The sequence below is a fragment of the Helicobacter sp. MIT 05-5293 genome, from assembly GCF_000765665.2.
In the GTDB taxonomy this organism is placed as follows: Bacteria; Campylobacterota; Campylobacteria; order Campylobacterales; family Helicobacteraceae; genus Helicobacter_C.
In genome coordinates this window covers 187,798-207,029 of the sequence record NZ_JROZ02000004.1, presented here as the reverse complement: position 1 = coordinate 207,029, position 19,232 = coordinate 187,798, and the positions used below count along the sequence as shown (strand labels likewise).

Below are 19,232 nucleotides of genomic sequence, written 5' to 3'. Positions count from 1 at the left end.
AGAGAATGTAGAGATTGCTAATGCAAGCTCTGAAATCAGTGAGAGAGTAGATAAGGTTGCTAAAGATATTTTAGATGATGTGAATAAGAAGAGGTTTTAATAAGGATACAATGGTTTCTTTGGGGATTCTAAAAACTTAGATTCTGTCATGGACTACAGAAACCTAAGTCGGTGCAGTTTAATGAAGTTGAGATGCTATGTGAGCGTTTTTTTTTTTTTTGATATAATCTTGACTTTTAAAAATATGATATAGGGAGGTTTTAATGAAAAAATGGCTTTATGACAATTGGATGAGGGCAACTCCGTTCTTGGCAATTTATACATTTATCTTGGTTTTTTTGTATGTGAGAGATGCGAATTATGCGCTATATCTGATATGGCTACAAGGTATTATTTATTGGATTCATGAATTTGAAGAGTATATTTTGCCGGGTGGATTCTTAGAATTTTTTAATCGCAATATGATGAGTTCCAATCAAGCCGAATATCCATTGAGTAAAGTTGGGTCTTTTTGGATTAATATTCCACTTGTTTATTTCGCTATGCCTTTTTCGGCGGTTATTGCGCATTTTTTTGGTCTTGAATGGGGCTTATGGACGGCATATTTTTCATTTTTAAATGCGTTTGCCCATGTGGTGATGTTTTTTAAATTTGGACGCAAATATAATCCCGGGCTTATAATCAGTATATTGCTTAATATCCCTGTTGCGATTTATATGATATGGTATTTCTTGTCAAACGATCTTGTATCTTTTAATGTCAATGTTATCAGTATTATTGTTGCGATTTTGGCTCAAGCGTCAATGATGATTTATGGCTTTGGTTTTCTTAAACCTAAAATGGAAAAAGACGCCATATGCAAATAATTTTACTTCTTAATGGGCTAGGGAATGTTTCAGATTCTGTGAGGCAAACCTAGCCTTTATTTTGTCTATGCCTCACCACTTTTAGGAGTATCAAGCGATTCTTTAGTCATTTGTTTGCGATAAATACGAAGCAATGAAATAAATAAAGCAGTAATTGCAGGTCCAAGAATAATCCCCCAGAATCCAAAGCTTGTAAGCCCAGCTAAAATCGCGAAAAATATGACAAGCTCATTGATTCTCACTGATGTTTTGAGAATCTTTTTGTTTATGATGCCAATCAAAATAGGCTTGATGATATTATCAATAAACACCGCACAGATAGACAAGGCATACAGAGCGATAATGATTGCATTTTTCGTGTGTCCTAGATAAAATTCATATCCAGCCAAAGGCAACCACACAAGCCCTCCTCCTACAACAGGGACAAGCGAGGCAAAGCCATAAAGTGCGCCAAAAAATGCTCCGTCATACCCAAAAAATGCAATCATCACACCAAACGCAAAGCCTTGCAAGACGATATTGACAAGTGAAGTATAAAATACGACTTTAATCACACTTGTTACTTCGTTTAACACATCTGTGGTTTGGGTATTTTCAAAAGGAATGAGAGCCAAGATATACTCATAGGCTTGTTTCCCATACAAAAAATAAAAGAATAAAAACACCACAATAAAGCCGGTATCAATGATAAAATTGAGACTTGATTTTCCAAGTTGTGAGCTAAAATTTAAACCATAGCTTAGAATCGATGAGGCAGAAATATTGCTTAGCACATCTGCGACTTTGCGCTCGATTTCGGGGAATGAAACAAACAATGAGAGAATCTGTGTTTTTGTGCCTTCTATAAAATGCGTAAAATCCGTGGGATTGATCTCTGTGGCAGAAACCACGATAGATTTTATCAAAAAGAAAAAGGGCACGACTAAAAGCAGGACGAGTATTGCAACACTTAATAAGGCAGCTATGATAGGGAATCGAATATGTTTGGAGATGAAGTTATGTAGCCCGTAGGTCGCGATGCAGATGAGAAGTGCAATCAGTATGTCCATTAAATAGATAGCATAGACATAATACATCAAATATGCTGCTGCTCCAAACGCAAGCCAAAAGAAAGTAATTGCTCTCAATAAAATCCTTCGCTAAATAATTGAAGCGGATTCTATCAAAATTAAGCTACAATATGGTTATAAAATCTAATCAAAGGGATAGAATGCCTCCGTTGTCTTTGCACAAATTTAATGTTAGAGAGATTTATACATTGTGTGATTGTATTTCTCCTTTTGCCACACAAGAATCATGGGATAATAGCGGTCTGAATCTAGGTTCTATAGAATCTTCTTGCAACTCGCTTGTTGTGTGTCTGGAGCTTACTTATGAGATTGCCCTTAGGCTCTCTCCCAAGACGCTTGTCATCACGCATCACCCGCTTTTTTTCCGCCCTCTTAAAAATTTTATTTATGAAACTTATCCTGCTAATATTGCGCAAATCTTGATTCAAAAAGAATGTTGCGTCTTAAGCCTTCATACGAATTTTGATAAAAGTCATTTAAATGCTTACCTTACGCATCAAGTGTTGGGATTTTCGCATTTTAAACCTGATGACAATGAGTTGATGATGCAAGGGAAGCTAGAGCCTGTGAATCTTACTACGCTCGCCCAGCAAGTCAAGCAAAAGATTCACGCTCCTTTGGTTAATTTTGTCAAAGCAGAGAAAGATTCTAAAGATGATATGATTTCTTATGCTTATGTCGTGTGCGGGAGTGGTTGCTCACTGATGTATGACATTACTCATAAAGATAATGTATGTCTTATTACTGCAGATATTAAGCATCACGATGCGATGATAGCGAAAAGTATGGGGTTAAGTTTGATTGATATGGGGCATTATGAGAGTGAAAAATATTTCGTGCAAATTTTTGATTCTATTTTGCAAAATGAAGGATATAACGCTATAATTACGGATTGTAAAAATCCGTTCTGTTTTTGTTGATTTGGCAAAAGGCATTAGCAGGGCATCTTGACACAAAATAAAGCATAAGGAAAGCACAATGAATAAACACTTACGAGATTTGATTGAGGTGGCAAATTTTGATAAACAAATTGACGATTTGGGACCGAAAATTGATGAAGTGCGTAAAGAACTTGATGAGAAGATTCGACAAAAAAATCAGATTCTCAAAAATATCGAGAATCTTCATCAAGAGTATAATAGCATCAATTTAGAGATTGCCCATCATGATAGAAATATCCAAGAAACATCATTGAAGTTAGATACTATCGCTAAAAAACAAAAGGATATTAAGACCGAAAAAGAATTGCGCGCACTTGATATAGAAGAAGATATTGCTAAAGAGAATATGACACATTCTAATAATGAGATTCAGCGGTTAGAAGCTGTGAAAAGCGCAAAAGAAGAAGAAAAGGCAAACCTTGAAAGTCAGATTCAGTCTTTGCAAGAAGAAATTGATGTGCTAGAAAGCCAAACCCAAAGTAAGGTGCAAGAAATCAAAGCAATACAACAAAATCTCTTCGATCAAAAAGAAGCACTTGTCGCACAAATGGACAATAAAATTACAAGTTTTTATGCCAAAATCAGACGTTGGGCGTTGAATACGAGCGTTGTCCCTGTTTTTAAGCAAGCCTGTGGCGGTTGCTTTATCAGATTAAACGATACGATTTATGCGGAGATTTTAAAGGGTAATGATATTATTAATTGCCCACATTGTGGTCGGATTCTCTATGTCCCTACAGATAAGGCAAAAGTGTCTTCAAAAACTAAGGCAGAAGCTTAAGATTCTGTGAGGATAAGCAGTTGCGATTTCCTTATGGGTATTATTTACTTTGTGTATTTGTTTATCTTATCGCACTTCCTTTTTTGGTGATAAGTAGCTTTCGTCAAAAACACAGATATTCCTTGCCAGCGCGTTTTTTTACGCGTGATTTGAATCTCACCTACAAACCACATTATTGGTTTCACGCTTGTTCATTTGGTGAGGTTAAATCTCTTGAACCCATTATTTCAGCCCTCAAAAAAACGCACACAACGATTCTGATTACAACCATTACACAAACAGGATATGAAGAAGCCAAGCGTCTTTATGAAACATCCGATTCAAAGGATTTGGGGCATCAAGAAGAAAAAGGGCAAGTGATGGTTAAATATTTGCCTTTTGAATTGTTTCTGCCTGTTTGGAATCGCTATTTGGACGAATTGAAATGTCTTATAGTTACGGAAGCAGAGATTTGGAAAATGCTTTTTTTTGTTGCTAAAGCACATAATGCCCATACAATGCTGATTAATGCGCGTATTTCCGAACGCTCATTAAAAAATTATTTGCGTTTGAAGTGGTTTTATCGGGGTGTTTTTAAGACAATAGATTCTGTCCTTGCGCAAAGTCAGCTTGACAAAAGCCGATTAGAAATGGTAGGTGCGCATAATGTCGAAGTATTTGGGAATCTCAAGGTGTTAAATGCTCCAAAGTTGGGTAAATCTTATGTCAAACCTCCTGCTTTTGTGGTGATGGGAGCAAGCACTCACAAAGGCGAAGAAAAACTGATTTTGCAAGCCTTTATGTCTCTCAAAAAGACAACGCCCGATGCGATACTTCTTATTGCGCCTCGACACCCCGAGCGATTTTCAGATGTTTATCAATCCCTTTTGCAAAGCTCACTGCGTGTGGCAAGATTTTCACAAAAAGGTTTAGAAGCGATAGAATCCGCGGAGGTGATTCTTGTCGATGTTTTAGGAGAGCTTGTGAATCTTTATGCAATCAGTGATGTGGTGATTTTAGGTGGAGCATTTGCAAAAGTCGGTGGACACAATCCGCTTGAACCAGCTTTTTTTCATACTAAATTGATTAGCGGGGAATATATCTTTAATCAACGCGCACTTTTTGAATGTGTAAAAAATGCTTATATCATTCCTCCCGAGAAACTTGAAGAAACTCTTTTAAATCATAAAAATTTATCTCAAAGCAGTGTGGAATGTGCTAGTGATGACAAACTCCACCAACTTCTTGAAAAGATCACCCATGCAAACCGATAAAGCCTATAAGATTCTCGCCTTAAATCATAATCTTTCCCATAAACAGGCAAAATCCCTCATCGATAGTGGGCTAGTGATGCTTAACGGCAAAAAAATAAGTATTGCGCGTTTGGAAGTCCCGTATTCGAGTAAGTTTGAGATTCTCGAAGTGCGTAAGCCTCATATCCTTTTTGAGAATGATGATCTTCTTGCAATTGATAAACCTGCATTTATAGAATCTTACGCACTTGCTAAGATGTTTGAGGGTTGGAGCTTATTGCATCGTCTTGACCAAGAGACAAGCGGTGTGATTTTGCTCATTAAAGAGGGGAGCGCATTTCATCAACAGGCTAAAGAAGCGTTTAAAAAAAATGAGGTCTATAAAGAATATCGTTGCCTTGTGCAAGGGATCATTGCACAACCTATGGATATTGATACGCCTATTTCTACAAGTAAGAAAAAAGGTTTTGCAAGATCTCGTATTGACAAACAAGGCTTAGAATCTTTTACGCAGATTACACCTATTGGCATAGTGGGTAAAAAAACATTATTAAAAGTCGTGATCAAAACAGGGCGGACACATCAGATTCGTGTGCATCTCCAAAGTATCCAACACCCTATTGTGGGTGATCGCATTTATGCAAAAGATTCTAGTGCTAAGCGTTTGATGCTCCATGCACATAAAATCGCACTTCTTGGCGTAGAAATTACCTCGCCTTTACCTCCTAATCTCTGTCTTTAATACTAAAAATTCTTATTAACAAGCTATATCAAAGTAGTATTTTTTGTATCATTTGCCCCTTTTACTTATAGAATTTGTTAAAAAAATTAATTTTTTTTTGACTTTAGTGGGTGGATTGTGTCATAATGGATTACTTTGAGATAAAATGAAGGAGAACAAAAATATGGCAACTGTAACACTCACTAACAATGAAACAAATGAAAGTTTTGAATTTGACTTGATCGAATGCACACGCGGACCTAAGGCGGTAGATTTTTCAAAACTTTTTGAGCGCACTAATATTTTCTCTTATGATCCGGGGTATGGCTCTACAGCAGGTTGTAAATCTACAATCAGCTATATCAATGGAAAAGAAGGCAAACTGCTTTATAAGGGTATTCCTGTGGCGGAGTTGGTTGAAAAGTATCGATTCACCGATGTGTGTAAGCTTTTGATTACAGGTGAAGCCCCCAATAATGACAAAGAATCTAAAGAGTTTGAAAATGAATTGCGTCATCGAAGTTTTTTACATGAAGGATTGGTAAGTATTTTTAATGCTTTTCCTGACTCAGCACACCCTATGGCAAATCTTTCTGCTTCGCTATCGGCACTTTCTACTTTCCATTTTCAACATTTAGATATGAGCAATGAGGAAGAGCGTCAAGTAATGGCTCGCCGAGCAATTGCAAAGATTCCTACACTTGCAGCTTTTGCTTATCGTCATTCGATTGGTGCGCCTTTTATCTATCCAGATGTTGAACGAGGATATGTAGAAAACTTCTTGTATATGCTTCGTGCATATCCGGGAGGTAAAATGAAGCAAACTATTGATGGAGCAGCAGAAATCACACCTTTAGAAATTGAAGCTATGGATAAAATTTTTACTTTACATGCTGATCATGGACAAAATGCTTCTACGACAACTGTTCGCAATGTCGCTTCTACAGGCGCACACCCTTATGCAGCATTGAGTGCGGGAGTGAATGCACTTTGGGGTGCAGCACATGGGGGAGCAAATGAAAAAGTGCTTGATATGCTTAATCAAATTGGCGATGCAAAGAATGTAGAAAAATTTATTGCTAAAGCCAAAGATAAGAATGATCCTTTTAGACTAATGGGATTTGGACATCGTGTGTATAAAAATTACGATCCTCGTGCGAAGATTCTTAAAAAATTGAAAGATGATCTTGATGCCAAGGGTATCAAAATGGACGCAAGATTAAGTGATTTGGCTCATAAAGTAGAGGAAGTTGCTCTAAAAGATAGCTATTTTGTTGAAAGAAATCTTTATCCTAATGTGGATTTTTATTCTGGCATTATTCTTTCTGCTTTGAAGATCCCTGTCTCACTCTTTACACCGATTTTTGTTATTGGACGAATGCCCGGTTGGTGTGCGCAGCTTTTGGAACATATCCAAGATCCAGCTACGCGTATTACAAGACCAAGACAAGTTTATATCGGAAAATGAGCTTAAGTCTTTTTAAGTCTTTTTCGCTATAATTGCAGGCTTAAATTTTTCAAAAGGACAAAGTTATGTTAGAAGGAAAGATTAGAGAGAGTATTTCAAAATCTGAAGCAAAAGCTTTAAGGAATGATGGTTATCTAATTGCAAACATTTATGGCAAAGGACAAGAGAATATTCATTGTGCTTTTAAAATAAATGATTTTATCAAAGAAGTAAAGCAAAAAACGACTTTAATTTTTCAAGTTAAAGTCGGAGGGAAAACTTTAGATGTTGTAATACAAGAATATCAAAAAGATCCCGTGAGCAATACTATACTTCATGTTGATTTACTTCTTGCACAAAAAGGTGTTGTGAGTAAATACAAAGTGCCTGTAAGTGTCAAAGGAAGCGCAAAAGGGCTTAAGAACAAAGGGGTGCTTTTCATCTCTACAAAACGCATTAGCGTTAAATGTGCGGCTGAAAATTTGCCCAATGTCTATGAGCTTGATGTAACAGATTTAGATGTGGGAGATTCTATTTTGGTTCGAGATCTTCCACAAATCAAAGGCGTTTCCGTGCTGAATCGCCCTGCTGTAGCTGTTGTCGGGGTTATTAAAGCAAAATAATGTCTTGTCTTGTTGTTGCAGGACTTGGCAATCCCGGTGCTACATATCAAAATACACGGCACAACATTGGTTTTATGGTGCTTGATGTTTTGTCAGAATCTCTTCAGTTTCGTTTTTTGTTTGAAAAGCGATTTAATGCCCAAGTAGGTGAGGTGATGATAGGAAAGCAGAAAATCTTTTTTATCAAACCTCAAACTTTTATGAATGCTTCTGGTGAATCCATTGCTCCTTTTATGCAATATTTTGATACTCAAACATTGATGGTTATCCACGATGAGCTTGATATTCCATTTGGCGATATTCGTTTCAAATATGCTGGCTCAAGCGGAGGACATAACGGACTAAAATCTATTGACAAGCATTATGGCAATAATTATACAAGGATTCGTTTTGGAATCGGACGACCTTTAGATTCGCAAATGAGCGTCGTGGATTTTGTATTGAGTGATTTTAACAAAAAAGAATCTTCTCAACTCCCATTATTGCTAGAGCATTGTAAAGAAGCGGTTTTATCGTTTTGCTCACATCAAGATATGGTTTCCTTGCAAAATCAATTTACTCTTAAATCCAAGAATCTATCTATCCAAAGGACTTAGATGCTTTTTAGATTCGTAGGATTTTATTATTTAAAATATTTTTTGATTATATTTTTAGCTTTGGAAGGGTTTTTTCTTGCTATTGATACACTGAAATATGTTGATGATTTGCCAGATTCTGCAAACTTGTTGATTTTGTTTTTATTTTACGATGGTGTTTATGCACTTACTTACACTCTTCCTATCTCTTTAGTGCTTTGTTCGATTATGTTTTATATAACTTTCTTAAAAAATTCTCAATTAACCGCATTAATGGCATTAGGATATTCCAAGCGTCAGATTCTTGCACCGATTTTGTGTATTTCGAGTTTGGTTATTGCAGGATTTATAGGGCTCAATGCAACACCTTTTGCTTATGCACAAGAATATGCTGAAGCTATCGTTTATCAACAAAGGGCAAAAAGTGTGCGTGAAAATTTATTGCTAAAAAGTGATAATCAATATATTTTTGTGCATAAACTTTATCCGCTTTTAAATGGTGAAGTGAGGGCAGAGGGGATTAAGATTTTTGAGCTTGATGAGGAATTTAAATTGCGCGCATATCACGAATCGCGTGAGGCATATTTTGAAAACAATGGGTGGATTCTCAAAAATGCTACAACATCAAAGATTGCCTCAAATTTGATATTAGGTAAAAAGGTTTTACAGACAATATTTGACCAAGATCTTAGGACACTTGAAGGATTTAATTCAAAAGTTTTAGAGACAATTGCTCAAGATAAGCCTGTCGCCTCAATCATTGACGCGTTAGCATCTTTGAAAATTGCGCATCAGCAAGGTATAAGCTCTGATAAGATTCGTGCGATTTTATATGGACTAATCATCATACCTTTTTTTGTGCCTTTGTGCATAGCTATCATTGCTTTTTATATTCCCTCGTTGCCACGATATGGGAATCTTGCGATGATTTCGTTTGCTTGTATTATTGGTGCTTTAGCGATTTGGGGGCTATTTTTCTCATTGACACAATTAAGCGTGGCAGGACTTGTGTATCCTGAAATAGGTTTGTTGTTTCCTATAGCAATACTTTTTGCAGTGTTTTTGTGGCATATTACACATATCAATAAAAAATTTTTATAAAAGTAAAACTTTTTAAGCATATTTTACAAAAAATAAGGCATAATCTTAGTGCATTATAAAATTTGTCATAAAGGCAAGATTATGGACGAGAGAGTATTTACCTTTGCGGGATTGATCAATCCAGATCATGATTTTATCATCGGGTTTTATACCGTTGTAGTAGCGGTATTGATTTTGTTATTTGCTAAGATTGCTACACATAAGATGCAAGTCGTGCCTAGTGGGATACAGAATGTCTATGAATTTTTACTTTCTGGAATTGTTTCCTTTTCAAAAGACATCGTAGGTGAAGAAGTAGCAAGAAAATATTTCCCTTTAGCAGCTACGATTGCTTTCCTTGTGTTTTTTGGCAATGCAATAGGGATTATTCCCGGATTTGAATCTCCTACATCTAGCTGGAGTTTCACACTTGTATTGGCTCTTGTAGTGTTTTTCTACTATCATTTTGAAGGTATTCGGACGCAAGGCGTTATCAAGTATTTCAAACACTTTATGGGACCTGTTTGGTGGTTAGCACCATTAATGTTCCCTGTCGAGATCATTTCTCACTTATCTCGTATTATTTCTCTTTCTTTCCGGCTTTTTGGAAACATTAAGGGCGATGATATGTTCTTGCTTGTAATGTTGATGCTTGCTCCTTGGGTAGTGCCTGTTGTTCCTTTTGCAATTTTGGCATTTATGGCATTACTTCAAGCTTTTGTTTTTATGATTCTTACTTATGTGTATATTCACGGCGCAGTAGTCGTGGATGAAGACCATTAATTTTTTATCTTTTCTTATCACGCCTTCCCTCACAAGGGAGTATCTACAGATGCTCCCTTTTATTTTAGAATCTCGATTTAATGACATTGATTGTATTATTTATCGTGATCAATCTGATTATTTTATACCGGCTTTTTTGCGTCTTGTTGCCCCTTATAAAAAGAAGCTCTATCTGAATCTACCTTTACAAAATGTGAAAGATATTTTGCCGCTAGCCAAATGTTTTGATGGCGTGCATTTAAAAGGTGCTTATCAGCATTTGATTCCTCAGATATGTGAATATAATCAGCAAAGGCGGCGAGATTCTAAACATACTTTGCAGATAGGCTTCAGTGCGCATAGCGTGGAAGAAGTCTTGTTGGCATTACAATTAGGGGCGGATTATTGCACACTTAGTCCGATTTTTGCCACTCCTAATAAAGGCGCGCCTTTAGGCATACAATCCTTGCAGTCTTTGCCTGTGGAAGTGAGACAAAAGGTCGTGGCTTTAGGAGGGATCATTTCCAAAGAGCAGATTGAGCAAATCAAGCATTTAGGGGTCTTAGGATTTGCATCAATCAGATTCTATGAGAAATAAAATCTTGCAAAACTGCTAAGATTCTGTTATTCTTCTGTTTTGACGCCCATAATACGTTTGTTGATTTCATAAACTAATAATTCATGGTATTTTGTAGCAAAATTTTTCTTAAAAGAATCCAGCTCGAAACTTTCTTCACTTGAAACAAGTGGAATCATCTTTTGAGAGGGGCTATAAGCATAGCCTTTTGTGCTATTGACAGGATAGATTCCTTGTTTGTCAATCCACACTAAAGCATTATAACCAAAATCATATCGAGAATCTTGTATGCGTGCAAGGATATTGCGTCCTCCTATGCTCATATAGTTTGTGCGAGACAGGCTTAGCTCATACAAAGTAGGAAAAATATCTTTATGTGAGCCAAATCGCAAGGGGTCATAAAGGGTATTGTCTTGGTAGGGTTTTGGCACATATAAATACAAGGGCACAGCATATCCTAATGCTTTATCAAGGCTAGGATCAATAGTCAAGTTTCTTACATGATGATCTCCACTTGCTGCGACAATGGTTTTTTCTTTTAAAGATGAGTTTTTAATGTTATTCATAAATTTACCAAAAGCATCATTGGCGTATTGATAAAGTTGTATGGCTAATAAGGTTTTTTCTTCTGAATCTTGTGTTTTGTTGATAATGTCTTGAGGGATTGTTAAGGGTATAGGTGTGTAATTGCGAGGTAGTAGGTAAGGTGGGTGATTACTAGTGGTTAAAATCGCAATAAATGTGGGCTTTTGGGCGCGAGAGAGTATATCAAAGGCAAGTCTGTAAGCGTATTCATCGGCGACACCATAGCCATTTTCATCATATTTTGCTTCGGGATAAGCTTTGAGAAGAGACAAGGTATCAAAGACTTGCGTCCCCCCCCCTCCTTGTGTTTTTATGTATTCTCCTAAGCTTTTCCATGAGCCATGACCTGAAGTGATGAATATTGTTTCATAACCCGCATTTGCGTATATTTCAAAAGGATTCAGTGCAAGTTTGATTGTTTTAGCATGACCTTGTGCGATTTTATCAAAAGGGCTTTCAAAGAAAAGCGCGACAAATGAAGGTGCTGTCCAATTAGCCGCCGATAAGAAACGATAAAACATAAAATCATTTTGCAAATGCTCTCTCAAATCTCCCAATAAGTCAAAATCCTGTGGATTATCATAAGCCAAAAGATTGCTCCCGAAGCTCTCCATAAGATTCACAATAATATGCGGGGGATTTTCTGCTGCAAAGGTATTTGTAGGCGTTTGGTGGTAAATAGGAAAAAGCTCTTCTTGGAATTTCTGCTCTTGATTTTTTGCTACAGGATAGAATCTCATATCGGCTCGATAGTTTTTTAATGCCCAGTCAAATGCCATTATAGGATTGGCAGCTAAGTCATTAAAAATCGCATGGGAGGAGATGTGGTAATTGTTTTCTTTAATAGGAAATGTCCCTAATGATCCCCTAGAGGCAATTACAAGCATAATGATAAAGCCAAGATTTAGTATTGTGCCTATTATATTTTGTTTAAAGATACAGAAAGGTTGGTGAGAGCATTGAGGAATCTTAGAAAAAGTGTGATGTAGCCATAAAGTTATAAGCCCTGCTATAAGAGATATGAGAATCCCCGTTATTAAAGGATAGTCTCGCCAAATGATTTCTAGAATCGTCCAAGTATTGTCGTCTTTGAGTTCAAAAATAAAAACATCAATCTTGCCTCCATAAGTTTGGTAATAATAAAAACTGATAAAAGCAAAAACAACAAAAATAAATCCTAATAAAAAAGCATAAAAATGTGTAAAAAATGACAGAAAAGAAGAAGAGAATCGAAGTAATGTGCGTTGATGATTTGCATTTAAAGAATAGATTCTGTCAAATAAAAGCATTATATAATTTAAGATAATATAGCCAAGCATTGCTATACCAATTGCGCGCATATCGAGCCTAAATCCCATAAGCCACATGGCTTTAAAATCTTCCCCATACTCACTCCATAGATTTTGAGGAAGATACTCTAATACTAAGATAAGACGTGAGAGAAAGCAAATAAAGATTAAAAATAGCATCAAAATGCTTGCACGAATGATGAGTTGGACAAAACGCATAAAAACTCCTTAGAAAATGATAGAATCTTTGTAAAAAGCGTATTTTATCCAAATAAAGTTGTAAAAGATTCGCAATTTTTCAAACGATTTTTAATCTCCCCTTGTGAGCCATAATGCGATTTCGTCAGCTAAAAATAACTCATTTGCGACTAAATAATCTCCATTTTTGCGGGATTCTATATGGCATTTTTGCTCATCAAGAAGTAATTTTGTGCGTTTTGAAGCAAGATTGATACGCTCACAATTGACGCCTATTTTGCATCTTAAGCCAAGCATTATTTCTTCGAGATTTAAGTCTTCTTTACTAAGAGATTCGATATTTTTGTGTGTGGGTTGTTGGATATAAGAATCAAGTTTAAGCAAACCCTGTGTTCTTGTATTTTTTACTCTTCCCACAGCTCCCGCACCACAACCGATATAAGGTAAGCCTCGCCAATAGCCAAGATTGTGTTGGCATTCATAACCTCGCGCATAATTTGAGACTTCGTATTGTAAAAATCCGTATTTGTGTAGGTTTTCTCGCACCCATTTTTCCCAGTCATTATCAGAGATTAGTTTTTTTGTATAATGAGCAAAACGTGAGCCGTCATCAATGCTCAAAGCATAGGCTGATAGGTGATTGATAGGCAGGTTGCTTGCACATTTGATTTCAAAAGCAAGAAGTGAAGGATTATCGACAGAAGTGCCATAGATAAGGTCGCAGCTGATATTTGTGAATCCTGCACGATAAGCAATGCCAAAATAGTGTTCAATGTCATTCACTTGATGATCTCGTTCTAAGAGGTCGAGCTTCTCTTGGACAAAACTTTGCACACCGATACTTAGGCGATTTGCCCCTAAAGCGATGAGATTCTGACACCATTGGGATTCTATAAGATTCACATTTGCCTCAAGTGTGATTTCGCAAGTTTTGCTTAGTTGTGCATATTTATGGATTGTCGCAAAAATCTCTTCATAAAAATGCGATGGAAGGATATTAGGTGTCCCTCCACCAATAAATACAGAATCTATCACAAGCGGCGTATGAGGAGCAGAGCGATAGGTCTGTAAGCTCCATTGAATGTCTTTGCATAATGCTTGAATGTAGGGAGCATAAAGATTCTGTTGATTGGGGAGTGAATGAAATGCGCAATAGCCGCATTTGCTTGCACAAAATGGGATATGGATATATAAAAGCATTTTGTCTCTATGAATTAAGATTAAAATATTGATTTTGTATTCATTTTCTTTTATCTTTAAAAGCCGTAATATCGTTATGGACGATATTATAGCATTTATTAGCAATAATTAAATATAATAAATATAATATAATAATTATTTTTGAGAGGTGGTGTTGATGCAAAAAGCTAAAAAATATCGTCCTAATGTTGCAGCGATTATCCTTTCAAGTGATTATCCTCTTAAATGTCGATTTTTTATTGCCCATCGTTGTGATATTAAAGGTGCATGGCAATTTCCTCAAGGTGGCATTGATGAAGGTGAAAGCCCAAGAGATGCGCTTTTAAGAGAGCTTAAAGAAGAGATAGGCACAAATGAAGTTGAGGTGCTTTGCGAATGTCCCGAATGGATCAAATATGATTTTCCTAAAAATATGGCAAAGAAAATCTATGCTGGCTTTGATGGGCAGATTCAGAAGTATTTTCTAGTGCGTTTAAAGAATGATTCATTAATTGATATTCAAACGCCTGTGCCTGAATTTGATAAATATGATTTTGTCGATTATGAGCGACTTTTGGAGCAAGTAACGCCTTTTAAAAAAGAAGTGTATAAGCAAATTTTGAATTATTTTAAAAAAGTGGGCTATATTTGAGGTAAAAGTAGGGGAATGTAAGGAGTTTTGCTTGATTTAAGCAATAACATTTTATTATTTCATTCTCTATTTTGAAGGCACTTTATTAAGGATAACAAATGTTGATTGTGCAGAAATATGGTGGGACAAGTATGGGAGATTGCGACAGAATCCGCAATGTAGCTCAACGCGTGATAAAGACAAAATCACAAGGGCATGATATGGTGGTAGTCGTGTCGGCAATGAGTGGTGATACAGACCGCTTGATTGGATACACACAACAATTCACATCTTTACCCAATACGCGTGAGGTAGATATGGTTCTTAGTTCCGGTGAGCGAGTAACTGCAGCGCTTCTTGCGATTGCTTTAGAATCTATGGGTGTTAAGGCAATTTCATTAAGCGGGAGAGGGGCAGGCATTATCACTGATGAGATTCACACAAAAGCAAGGATTAATTATATTGATACCACGAAAATATTTCAGTTTATTAACGAAGGTTATGTTGTTGTCGTTGCTGGATTCCAAGGGATCACACCAAAAGGTGAGGTAACAACTCTAGGACGCGGAGGGAGTGATTTATCTGCAGTCGCACTTGCTGGAGCTCTTAATGCGGGAATGTGTGAAATTTATACTGATGTCGATGGTATCTATACTACTGACCCACGCATTGAAAAAAAGGCAAAGAAAATCGAAAAAATCAGTTATGATGAGATGCTTGAGTTAGCTTCAATGGGCGCAAAAGTCTTACTGAATCGTTCCGTAGAGCTTGCTAAGAAGTTGAATGTAAAGCTTGTTTCACGAAGTTCTTTTAGCGATGCAGAGGGGACGCTTATTACTAAGGAGGAGGATATTATGGAAAAACCCATTGTAAGTGGTGTAGCACTAGATAATAATCAAGCACGCGTAAGTATTGCTGATGTGCAAGATCGACCGGGTATTGCAGCAGATATTTTTGGATCGCTTGCTGATAATAATATTAATGTCGATATGATCGTGCAAACGATTGGGCGAGATGGAAAGACAGATATTGATTTTACCATTCCAAAAACAGAAGTAGCAATCACCCAAAAAGTGCTTGAAAGATTCAAAGATGATGTCCAAAGTATCGAATACGATAATGACATTGCAAAAGTTTCTATTGTAGGTGTAGGTATGAAATCTCACTCCGGCGTTGCAAGCACGGCTTTTAGAGCTCTCGCACAAGATAATATTAATATCATGATGATTAGCACAAGTGAAATCAAAATTTCTATGATTATTGCAGCTGATTTTGCAAAACGCGCTGTGCAGACATTGCATAGTGTTTATGATTTGGATAAGTAGCAGTAATGGAAAACCTTAGTGATTGGATATTGAAAACAATCCGCGAAGATGAGAAAAAAGGCATAATGAGCGGTTGGCTTGAGGAAAAGCGATTTGTGCTTTTGCCTATTATGGCTCGCAGTATCCAGCATCTTATCAGCGGTCGGAGCATTATTGTTTTGACAGACAATCAATTTGAATGGTGTGGAAATTATATTTTGACGCACATTAATCGTCCGCATGCAGGGCGACCTTTCTTTCCTATTGTCAAAATGGAGCATTTGGACAAGATGATTGATTTGGGTGCTAAAGAAAATGGTGTGCAAGGATTCAAGCTGATTTATAATATGCTTGATATGATGTATGGACATTACATATTTTGGTATGTTGGGAAGAAAAATGCTCGGGCAGATTTTGCAATGGGCAAAGGAGATGGGCTTTATTGGATTCTCGATGAAATAGTCGATGATGCCTTTGGGCTTAGCTCGACTGATGAGAAGCTTGATTATAAGCTTTTAGGGCTAGTAAAGCTTTTTGATCGTGCTATTTTGGAAGCGATGCTTAACAGAATCTCACTTGAGATATAAGAGGGATTATGTTAGGTGAAATTCATATCACACACACGCCACAAGATTTGATTGAGCGTTTGACTTTGAATCTTGACCCGGAAAATTATTATATTTTTGAAAGGGAAGACTTTAAAATTGATGATGCCAAAGAAGTCATTGCTCAAAGCTATCTAACAATTAAAGATGATATGTTGATTATCCTTAGTGCTAATAAATATAATCAAGCCGCTCAAAATGCCTTGCTTAAAATCACTGAAGAACCTCCAGAAAAAATTAAATTTATTTTTATTGCAAGAAATAAAAATGCTTTTTTGCCTACTATTCGCTCAAGAATGAGGATTATTTCACATAAGCAATATACAGAGATTCCGCCATTTGATATTGATGTGAATAAACTTACTTTAGAATCTATCTATCACTTTTGTAAATATAATGATGATCATCGTCATACTAAAGATGAGGTCAAGATACGCATAGAATCACTTCTGTATGCCTTACATAATGCGAAAATCCCGCTTAATAAAAATGAATTAGCATATTTTGACAAAGCTATTGCTCTCAATCAAAATGACGCAAGTGAAAAAGAAAACTACATTTTTTTACCACTTTTATTAAGGCTTTTACAAAAGCAAAGAGGCAGAAAATGATCGTTCAAAGATGTAATCCTCATCAACTTCGCAATACGATTAAGGCTATCGGTGCTGATGCGATGGGTGTGAAGATTATGAGTCAAAAAGGCACAATCTTTGTCTTTGAGATACGAGAGTTAAGTTTTGAAGCAATGAGTATTCTTAAGCAAGAGGCTTTAAGTGCTGGTGGCGATCTTGCGACACCGCGCGAGGCGATTAAGTATCAAGGTGAAAAGATCGCTCTTTTAATTGCCACAGAAACGCAACTTACAAAAATTATTTACAAGCTAGGCTATCAGCCTTTTGGATTAAAAAAACTCCAATCAATACTGCAAGCACATTTGGATTCTCATCGTATGTCTTTTTCACCACAACTGATGGCAATAGTGAATGTTACACCCGATAGTTTTTATGAATCTTCTCGTCAAGATACGATAAGTGCGATTGATAGAATCTATACACTTTTAGACAAAGAAGTAGATATGATTGATATTGGCGCGGCAAGCTCTCGTCCAGGCAGTGAATTGCTTGAATCTGATGTAGAGATTACGCGTCTTAAGGGTGTTGTTGAGGAAATTTATCGTCATTCTTTAATGAAGCATTGTCAATTTAGTATTGATACTTATAATCCACAAACAGCAGATTTTGCTTTGTCGCATGGGTTTAGTATCGTCAATGATGTGAGTGGTTTTGCGCATTCTCAAATGCCAAAAATTGCTGCAAAATACAATGCGACAGCGATTTTGATGCACACAAAAGGCACACCTAAAGAAATGCAGAATCTTACGCATACCTACACGCATCTTATCAATGATATTGATGCTTTTTTTGTGCATAAGATTCAGCTATTGCGTGAAGAAGGAGTGAAAAATATCGTGCTAGATGTAGGATTTGGTTTTGCAAAGAATGTCGCACAGAATCTTGAGATTATTAAAAATTTAGCACATTTTAAACATTTTGGATTTCCTATTTTAGTGGGAGCAAGTCGCAAAAGCACAATTGGTGAAATCACGAATAGAGCGACCCAACAAAGGTTGTCAGGCACATTGGCATTACATTTGCTTGCATTGCAAAATGGTGCAAATATTTTGAGGGTTCATGATGAAGATGAGCATATTGATATGATAAAGGTTTATAAGGCATTGCAATGAATGAAAGCACTGATTTGAAACCGATTAAAGCATTTCTCAAGCGACATGGGCATACTGATGAGGAATTAAGTCGTTTAGACAGAGATGGTATCACAAGTCTTTACGAAAAAGACGCACGCGCTGATGTGATGAATTTTCAACGATATATGAATCAAGAGGAAGGTTTGTCCGCTATTACTTCGCTTGATACAGCAGATATTGGCGATCTTAAGCTTAAGATTAAAGAATGTATCAATGATACTATGCAGCTTATTGATGTGATTCGGGAAGGTTTGAATGATTTTAGTTATGCCGATATTGCTGATATTCTTACTTTAAGTATTAAAAGCGTTTCCGTCCATAAACTCCAAAGAATCTTGCGCATCGCCTATCGGGAGTATCAGGAGATTCTCCTTGATCAGATTGCTGCGCAGTTGAAAGAATTGCCGATTGAAGAATACAAGGTTATGATGAGCCATTATGAGGAGATACGCAATGATATTCCTCGCCTTAAATTGACCTTGCAGCAGTTGTCTGACCCGAAGAAATGTGAGCAGATTCTTAATATGGCACACTTCAAGCTTCATATCGTGAAAGATTTTATGCCTTCAAGTGTTTTTAATGATGCTTACAGAGAATATTTGAACAATACCCCAGAAAAACTCAAGCTTGTCGATGAGGTGCTTTCTCTCACGGGTATGCACACGAAAAAGTATCTTAAGAATCTGCCTATGGAAGAGCTTGAAGAAATGAAAGAAAAATTGATCGAGGATAAACGCCGTGATGAAAAAGATCACAAGATTTTCGTCCATTATACACAAATGCTTGATGAAGCGATGTTTGGAGCTGATGAACAAGAATTTAGCGAAGTGTGTATCCGAGCTATCACAAATCTTAACCAAAAACAGATTCTGATGATTGAAGATTATCTTGCTTCAAAAAATCCCATTTTTATCAGTCGTTTTAATTCACTCTTGCATGGATTTAATAAGGGATAATAAAATGAGGTTGCCAAAAAATGCAAAAAATACTATACAATAAAA

General features: G+C 36.5%; 20 protein-coding genes. 17 read left to right on the top strand and 3 right to left on the bottom strand.

What is annotated here, in order from left to right:
• Positions 1 to 263 precede the first annotated feature (263 nt).
• Positions 264 to 866, top strand: coding sequence for an HXXEE domain-containing protein (locus LS68_RS08610; RefSeq protein WP_034369729.1), 603 nt, complete (start codon positions 264 to 266; stop codon positions 864 to 866).
• A gap of 65 nt (positions 867 to 931) precedes the next feature.
• Here the strand turns inward: LS68_RS08610 and LS68_RS08605 are convergent, their stop codons facing one another.
• Positions 932 to 1,993 (bottom strand): AI-2E family transporter, encoded by a 1,062-nt coding sequence (locus LS68_RS08605; RefSeq protein ID WP_034369727.1) that lies wholly within the window; start codon positions 1,991 to 1,993, stop codon positions 932 to 934.
• 83 nt (positions 1,994 to 2,076) lie between these two features.
• On the opposite strand from LS68_RS08605, the gene LS68_RS08600 reads away from it, so the two are divergent.
• The 10 genes from LS68_RS08600 (at position 2,077) to LS68_RS08555 (ending at position 10,696) form a co-directional block, all read left to right on the top strand.
• Positions 2,077 to 2,856 (top strand): Nif3-like dinuclear metal center hexameric protein, encoded by a 780-nt coding sequence (locus LS68_RS08600; protein WP_034369725.1) that lies wholly within the window; start codon positions 2,077 to 2,079, stop codon positions 2,854 to 2,856.
• Positions 2,857 to 2,914: 58 nt separating this feature from the next.
• Entirely contained in the window at positions 2,915 to 3,658 is a 744-nt protein-coding gene (locus LS68_RS08595) for a zinc ribbon domain-containing protein (protein WP_034369723.1), read from the top strand.
• Positions 3,659 to 3,678: 20 nt separating this feature from the next.
• Complete coding sequence (waaA, locus tag LS68_RS08590) at positions 3,679 to 4,911, top strand: lipid IV(A) 3-deoxy-D-manno-octulosonic acid transferase (RefSeq protein WP_052100160.1); 1,233 nt, start codon at positions 3,679 to 3,681, stop codon at positions 4,909 to 4,911.
• Positions 4,898 to 5,632 (top strand): RluA family pseudouridine synthase, encoded by a 735-nt coding sequence (locus LS68_RS08585; RefSeq protein ID WP_034369721.1) that lies wholly within the window; start codon positions 4,898 to 4,900, stop codon positions 5,630 to 5,632. Before waaA ends, LS68_RS08585 begins: the two co-directional genes overlap by 14 nt.
• A gap of 163 nt (positions 5,633 to 5,795) precedes the next feature.
• Positions 5,796 to 7,079 carry a citrate synthase gene (locus tag LS68_RS08580; protein ID WP_034369719.1) on the top strand — a complete coding sequence of 428 codons (1,284 nt, stop codon included), beginning with the start codon at positions 5,796 to 5,798 and terminating at the stop codon, positions 7,077 to 7,079.
• Between the two features lie 65 nt (positions 7,080 to 7,144).
• Positions 7,145 to 7,681: a 50S ribosomal protein L25/general stress protein Ctc gene (locus LS68_RS08575; protein WP_034369717.1), complete on the top strand. Its 537-nt coding sequence runs from the start codon at positions 7,145 to 7,147 to the stop codon at positions 7,679 to 7,681.
• On the top strand, positions 7,681 to 8,277 hold the full coding sequence (pth, locus tag LS68_RS08570) for an aminoacyl-tRNA hydrolase (RefSeq protein WP_034369715.1): 597 nt from the start codon (positions 7,681 to 7,683) through the stop codon (positions 8,275 to 8,277). The genes LS68_RS08575 and pth overlap by 1 nt, the downstream gene beginning before the upstream one ends.
• Positions 8,278 to 9,357 (top strand): LptF/LptG family permease, encoded by a 1,080-nt coding sequence (locus LS68_RS08565; protein ID WP_034369713.1) that lies wholly within the window; start codon positions 8,278 to 8,280, stop codon positions 9,355 to 9,357.
• A gap of 81 nt (positions 9,358 to 9,438) precedes the next feature.
• Entirely contained in the window at positions 9,439 to 10,119 is a 681-nt protein-coding gene (locus tag LS68_RS08560) for a F0F1 ATP synthase subunit A (protein ID WP_034369711.1), read from the top strand.
• A gap of 49 nt (positions 10,120 to 10,168) precedes the next feature.
• A complete protein-coding gene (locus tag LS68_RS08555) occupies positions 10,169 to 10,696 on the top strand; it encodes a thiamine phosphate synthase (protein ID WP_052100158.1) in 528 nt (175 codons plus the stop codon).
• Between the two features lie 26 nt (positions 10,697 to 10,722).
• On the opposite strand, the gene LS68_RS08550 is transcribed toward LS68_RS08555, so the two are convergent.
• Both LS68_RS08550 and hemW read right to left on the bottom strand, forming a co-directional pair.
• Complete coding sequence (locus LS68_RS08550; protein ID WP_241993722.1) at positions 10,723 to 12,768, bottom strand: alkaline phosphatase family protein; 2,046 nt, start codon at positions 12,766 to 12,768, stop codon at positions 10,723 to 10,725.
• 90 nt (positions 12,769 to 12,858) lie between these two features.
• Positions 12,859 to 13,947 carry a radical SAM family heme chaperone HemW gene (hemW, locus tag LS68_RS08545; protein ID WP_034369708.1) on the bottom strand — a complete coding sequence of 363 codons (1,089 nt, stop codon included), beginning with the start codon at positions 13,945 to 13,947 and terminating at the stop codon, positions 12,859 to 12,861.
• 157 nt (positions 13,948 to 14,104) lie between these two features.
• Here hemW and LS68_RS08540 point away from each other — a divergent pair, with 157 nt between their 5' ends.
• The 6 genes from LS68_RS08540 (at position 14,105) to LS68_RS08515 (ending at position 19,187) form a co-directional block, all read left to right on the top strand.
• On the top strand, positions 14,105 to 14,578 hold the full coding sequence (locus tag LS68_RS08540; RefSeq protein ID WP_034369706.1) for an RNA pyrophosphohydrolase: 474 nt from the start codon (positions 14,105 to 14,107) through the stop codon (positions 14,576 to 14,578).
• Positions 14,579 to 14,676: 98 nt separating this feature from the next.
• Positions 14,677 to 15,882: an aspartate kinase gene (locus tag LS68_RS08535; RefSeq protein ID WP_034369704.1), complete on the top strand. Its 1,206-nt coding sequence runs from the start codon at positions 14,677 to 14,679 to the stop codon at positions 15,880 to 15,882.
• Positions 15,883 to 15,887: 5 nt separating this feature from the next.
• The gene (locus LS68_RS08530) at positions 15,888 to 16,448 is read left to right on the top strand and encodes a HobA family DNA replication regulator (RefSeq protein ID WP_138091408.1); all 561 of its coding nucleotides are present in this window, start codon (positions 15,888 to 15,890) and stop codon (positions 16,446 to 16,448) included.
• 8 nt (positions 16,449 to 16,456) lie between these two features.
• The gene (locus LS68_RS08525) at positions 16,457 to 17,077 is read left to right on the top strand and encodes a DNA polymerase III subunit delta' (protein ID WP_034369777.1); all 621 of its coding nucleotides are present in this window, start codon (positions 16,457 to 16,459) and stop codon (positions 17,075 to 17,077) included.
• On the top strand, positions 17,074 to 18,210 hold the full coding sequence (gene folP / locus LS68_RS08520; RefSeq protein WP_034369779.1) for a dihydropteroate synthase: 1,137 nt from the start codon (positions 17,074 to 17,076) through the stop codon (positions 18,208 to 18,210). Before LS68_RS08525 ends, folP begins: the two co-directional genes overlap by 4 nt.
• A complete protein-coding gene (locus LS68_RS08515; protein ID WP_034369781.1) occupies positions 18,207 to 19,187 on the top strand; it encodes a hypothetical protein in 981 nt (326 codons plus the stop codon). The genes folP and LS68_RS08515 overlap by 4 nt, the downstream gene beginning before the upstream one ends.
• The last annotated feature ends 45 nt before the right edge of the window (positions 19,188 to 19,232 follow it).

Coding starts and splice junctions, on each gene's coding strand:
- LS68_RS08610 (WP_034369729.1), top strand. CDS start 264: ATGAAAAAATGGCTTTATGACAATTGGATGAGGGCAACTCCGTTCTTG.
- LS68_RS08600 (WP_034369725.1), top strand. CDS start 2,077: ATGCCTCCGTTGTCTTTGCACAAATTTAATGTTAGAGAGATTTATACA.
- LS68_RS08595 (WP_034369723.1), top strand. CDS start 2,915: ATGAATAAACACTTACGAGATTTGATTGAGGTGGCAAATTTTGATAAA.
- LS68_RS08585 (WP_034369721.1), top strand. CDS start 4,898: ATGCAAACCGATAAAGCCTATAAGATTCTCGCCTTAAATCATAATCTT.
- LS68_RS08580 (WP_034369719.1), top strand. CDS start 5,796: ATGGCAACTGTAACACTCACTAACAATGAAACAAATGAAAGTTTTGAA.
- LS68_RS08575 (WP_034369717.1), top strand. CDS start 7,145: ATGTTAGAAGGAAAGATTAGAGAGAGTATTTCAAAATCTGAAGCAAAA.
- pth (WP_034369715.1), top strand. CDS start 7,681: ATGTCTTGTCTTGTTGTTGCAGGACTTGGCAATCCCGGTGCTACATAT.
- LS68_RS08565 (WP_034369713.1), top strand. CDS start 8,278: ATGCTTTTTAGATTCGTAGGATTTTATTATTTAAAATATTTTTTGATT.
- LS68_RS08560 (WP_034369711.1), top strand. CDS start 9,439: ATGGACGAGAGAGTATTTACCTTTGCGGGATTGATCAATCCAGATCAT.
- LS68_RS08555 (WP_052100158.1), top strand. CDS start 10,169: ATGCTCCCTTTTATTTTAGAATCTCGATTTAATGACATTGATTGTATT.
- LS68_RS08550 (WP_241993722.1), bottom strand. CDS start 12,768: ATGCGTTTTGTCCAACTCATCATTCGTGCAAGCATTTTGATGCTATTT.
- hemW (WP_034369708.1), bottom strand. CDS start 13,947: ATGCTTTTATATATCCATATCCCATTTTGTGCAAGCAAATGCGGCTAT.
- LS68_RS08540 (WP_034369706.1), top strand. CDS start 14,105: ATGCAAAAAGCTAAAAAATATCGTCCTAATGTTGCAGCGATTATCCTT.
- LS68_RS08535 (WP_034369704.1), top strand. CDS start 14,677: ATGTTGATTGTGCAGAAATATGGTGGGACAAGTATGGGAGATTGCGAC.
- LS68_RS08530 (WP_138091408.1), top strand. CDS start 15,888: ATGGAAAACCTTAGTGATTGGATATTGAAAACAATCCGCGAAGATGAG.
- LS68_RS08525 (WP_034369777.1), top strand. CDS start 16,457: ATGTTAGGTGAAATTCATATCACACACACGCCACAAGATTTGATTGAG.
- folP (WP_034369779.1), top strand. CDS start 17,074: ATGATCGTTCAAAGATGTAATCCTCATCAACTTCGCAATACGATTAAG.
- LS68_RS08515 (WP_034369781.1), top strand. CDS start 18,207: ATGAATGAAAGCACTGATTTGAAACCGATTAAAGCATTTCTCAAGCGA.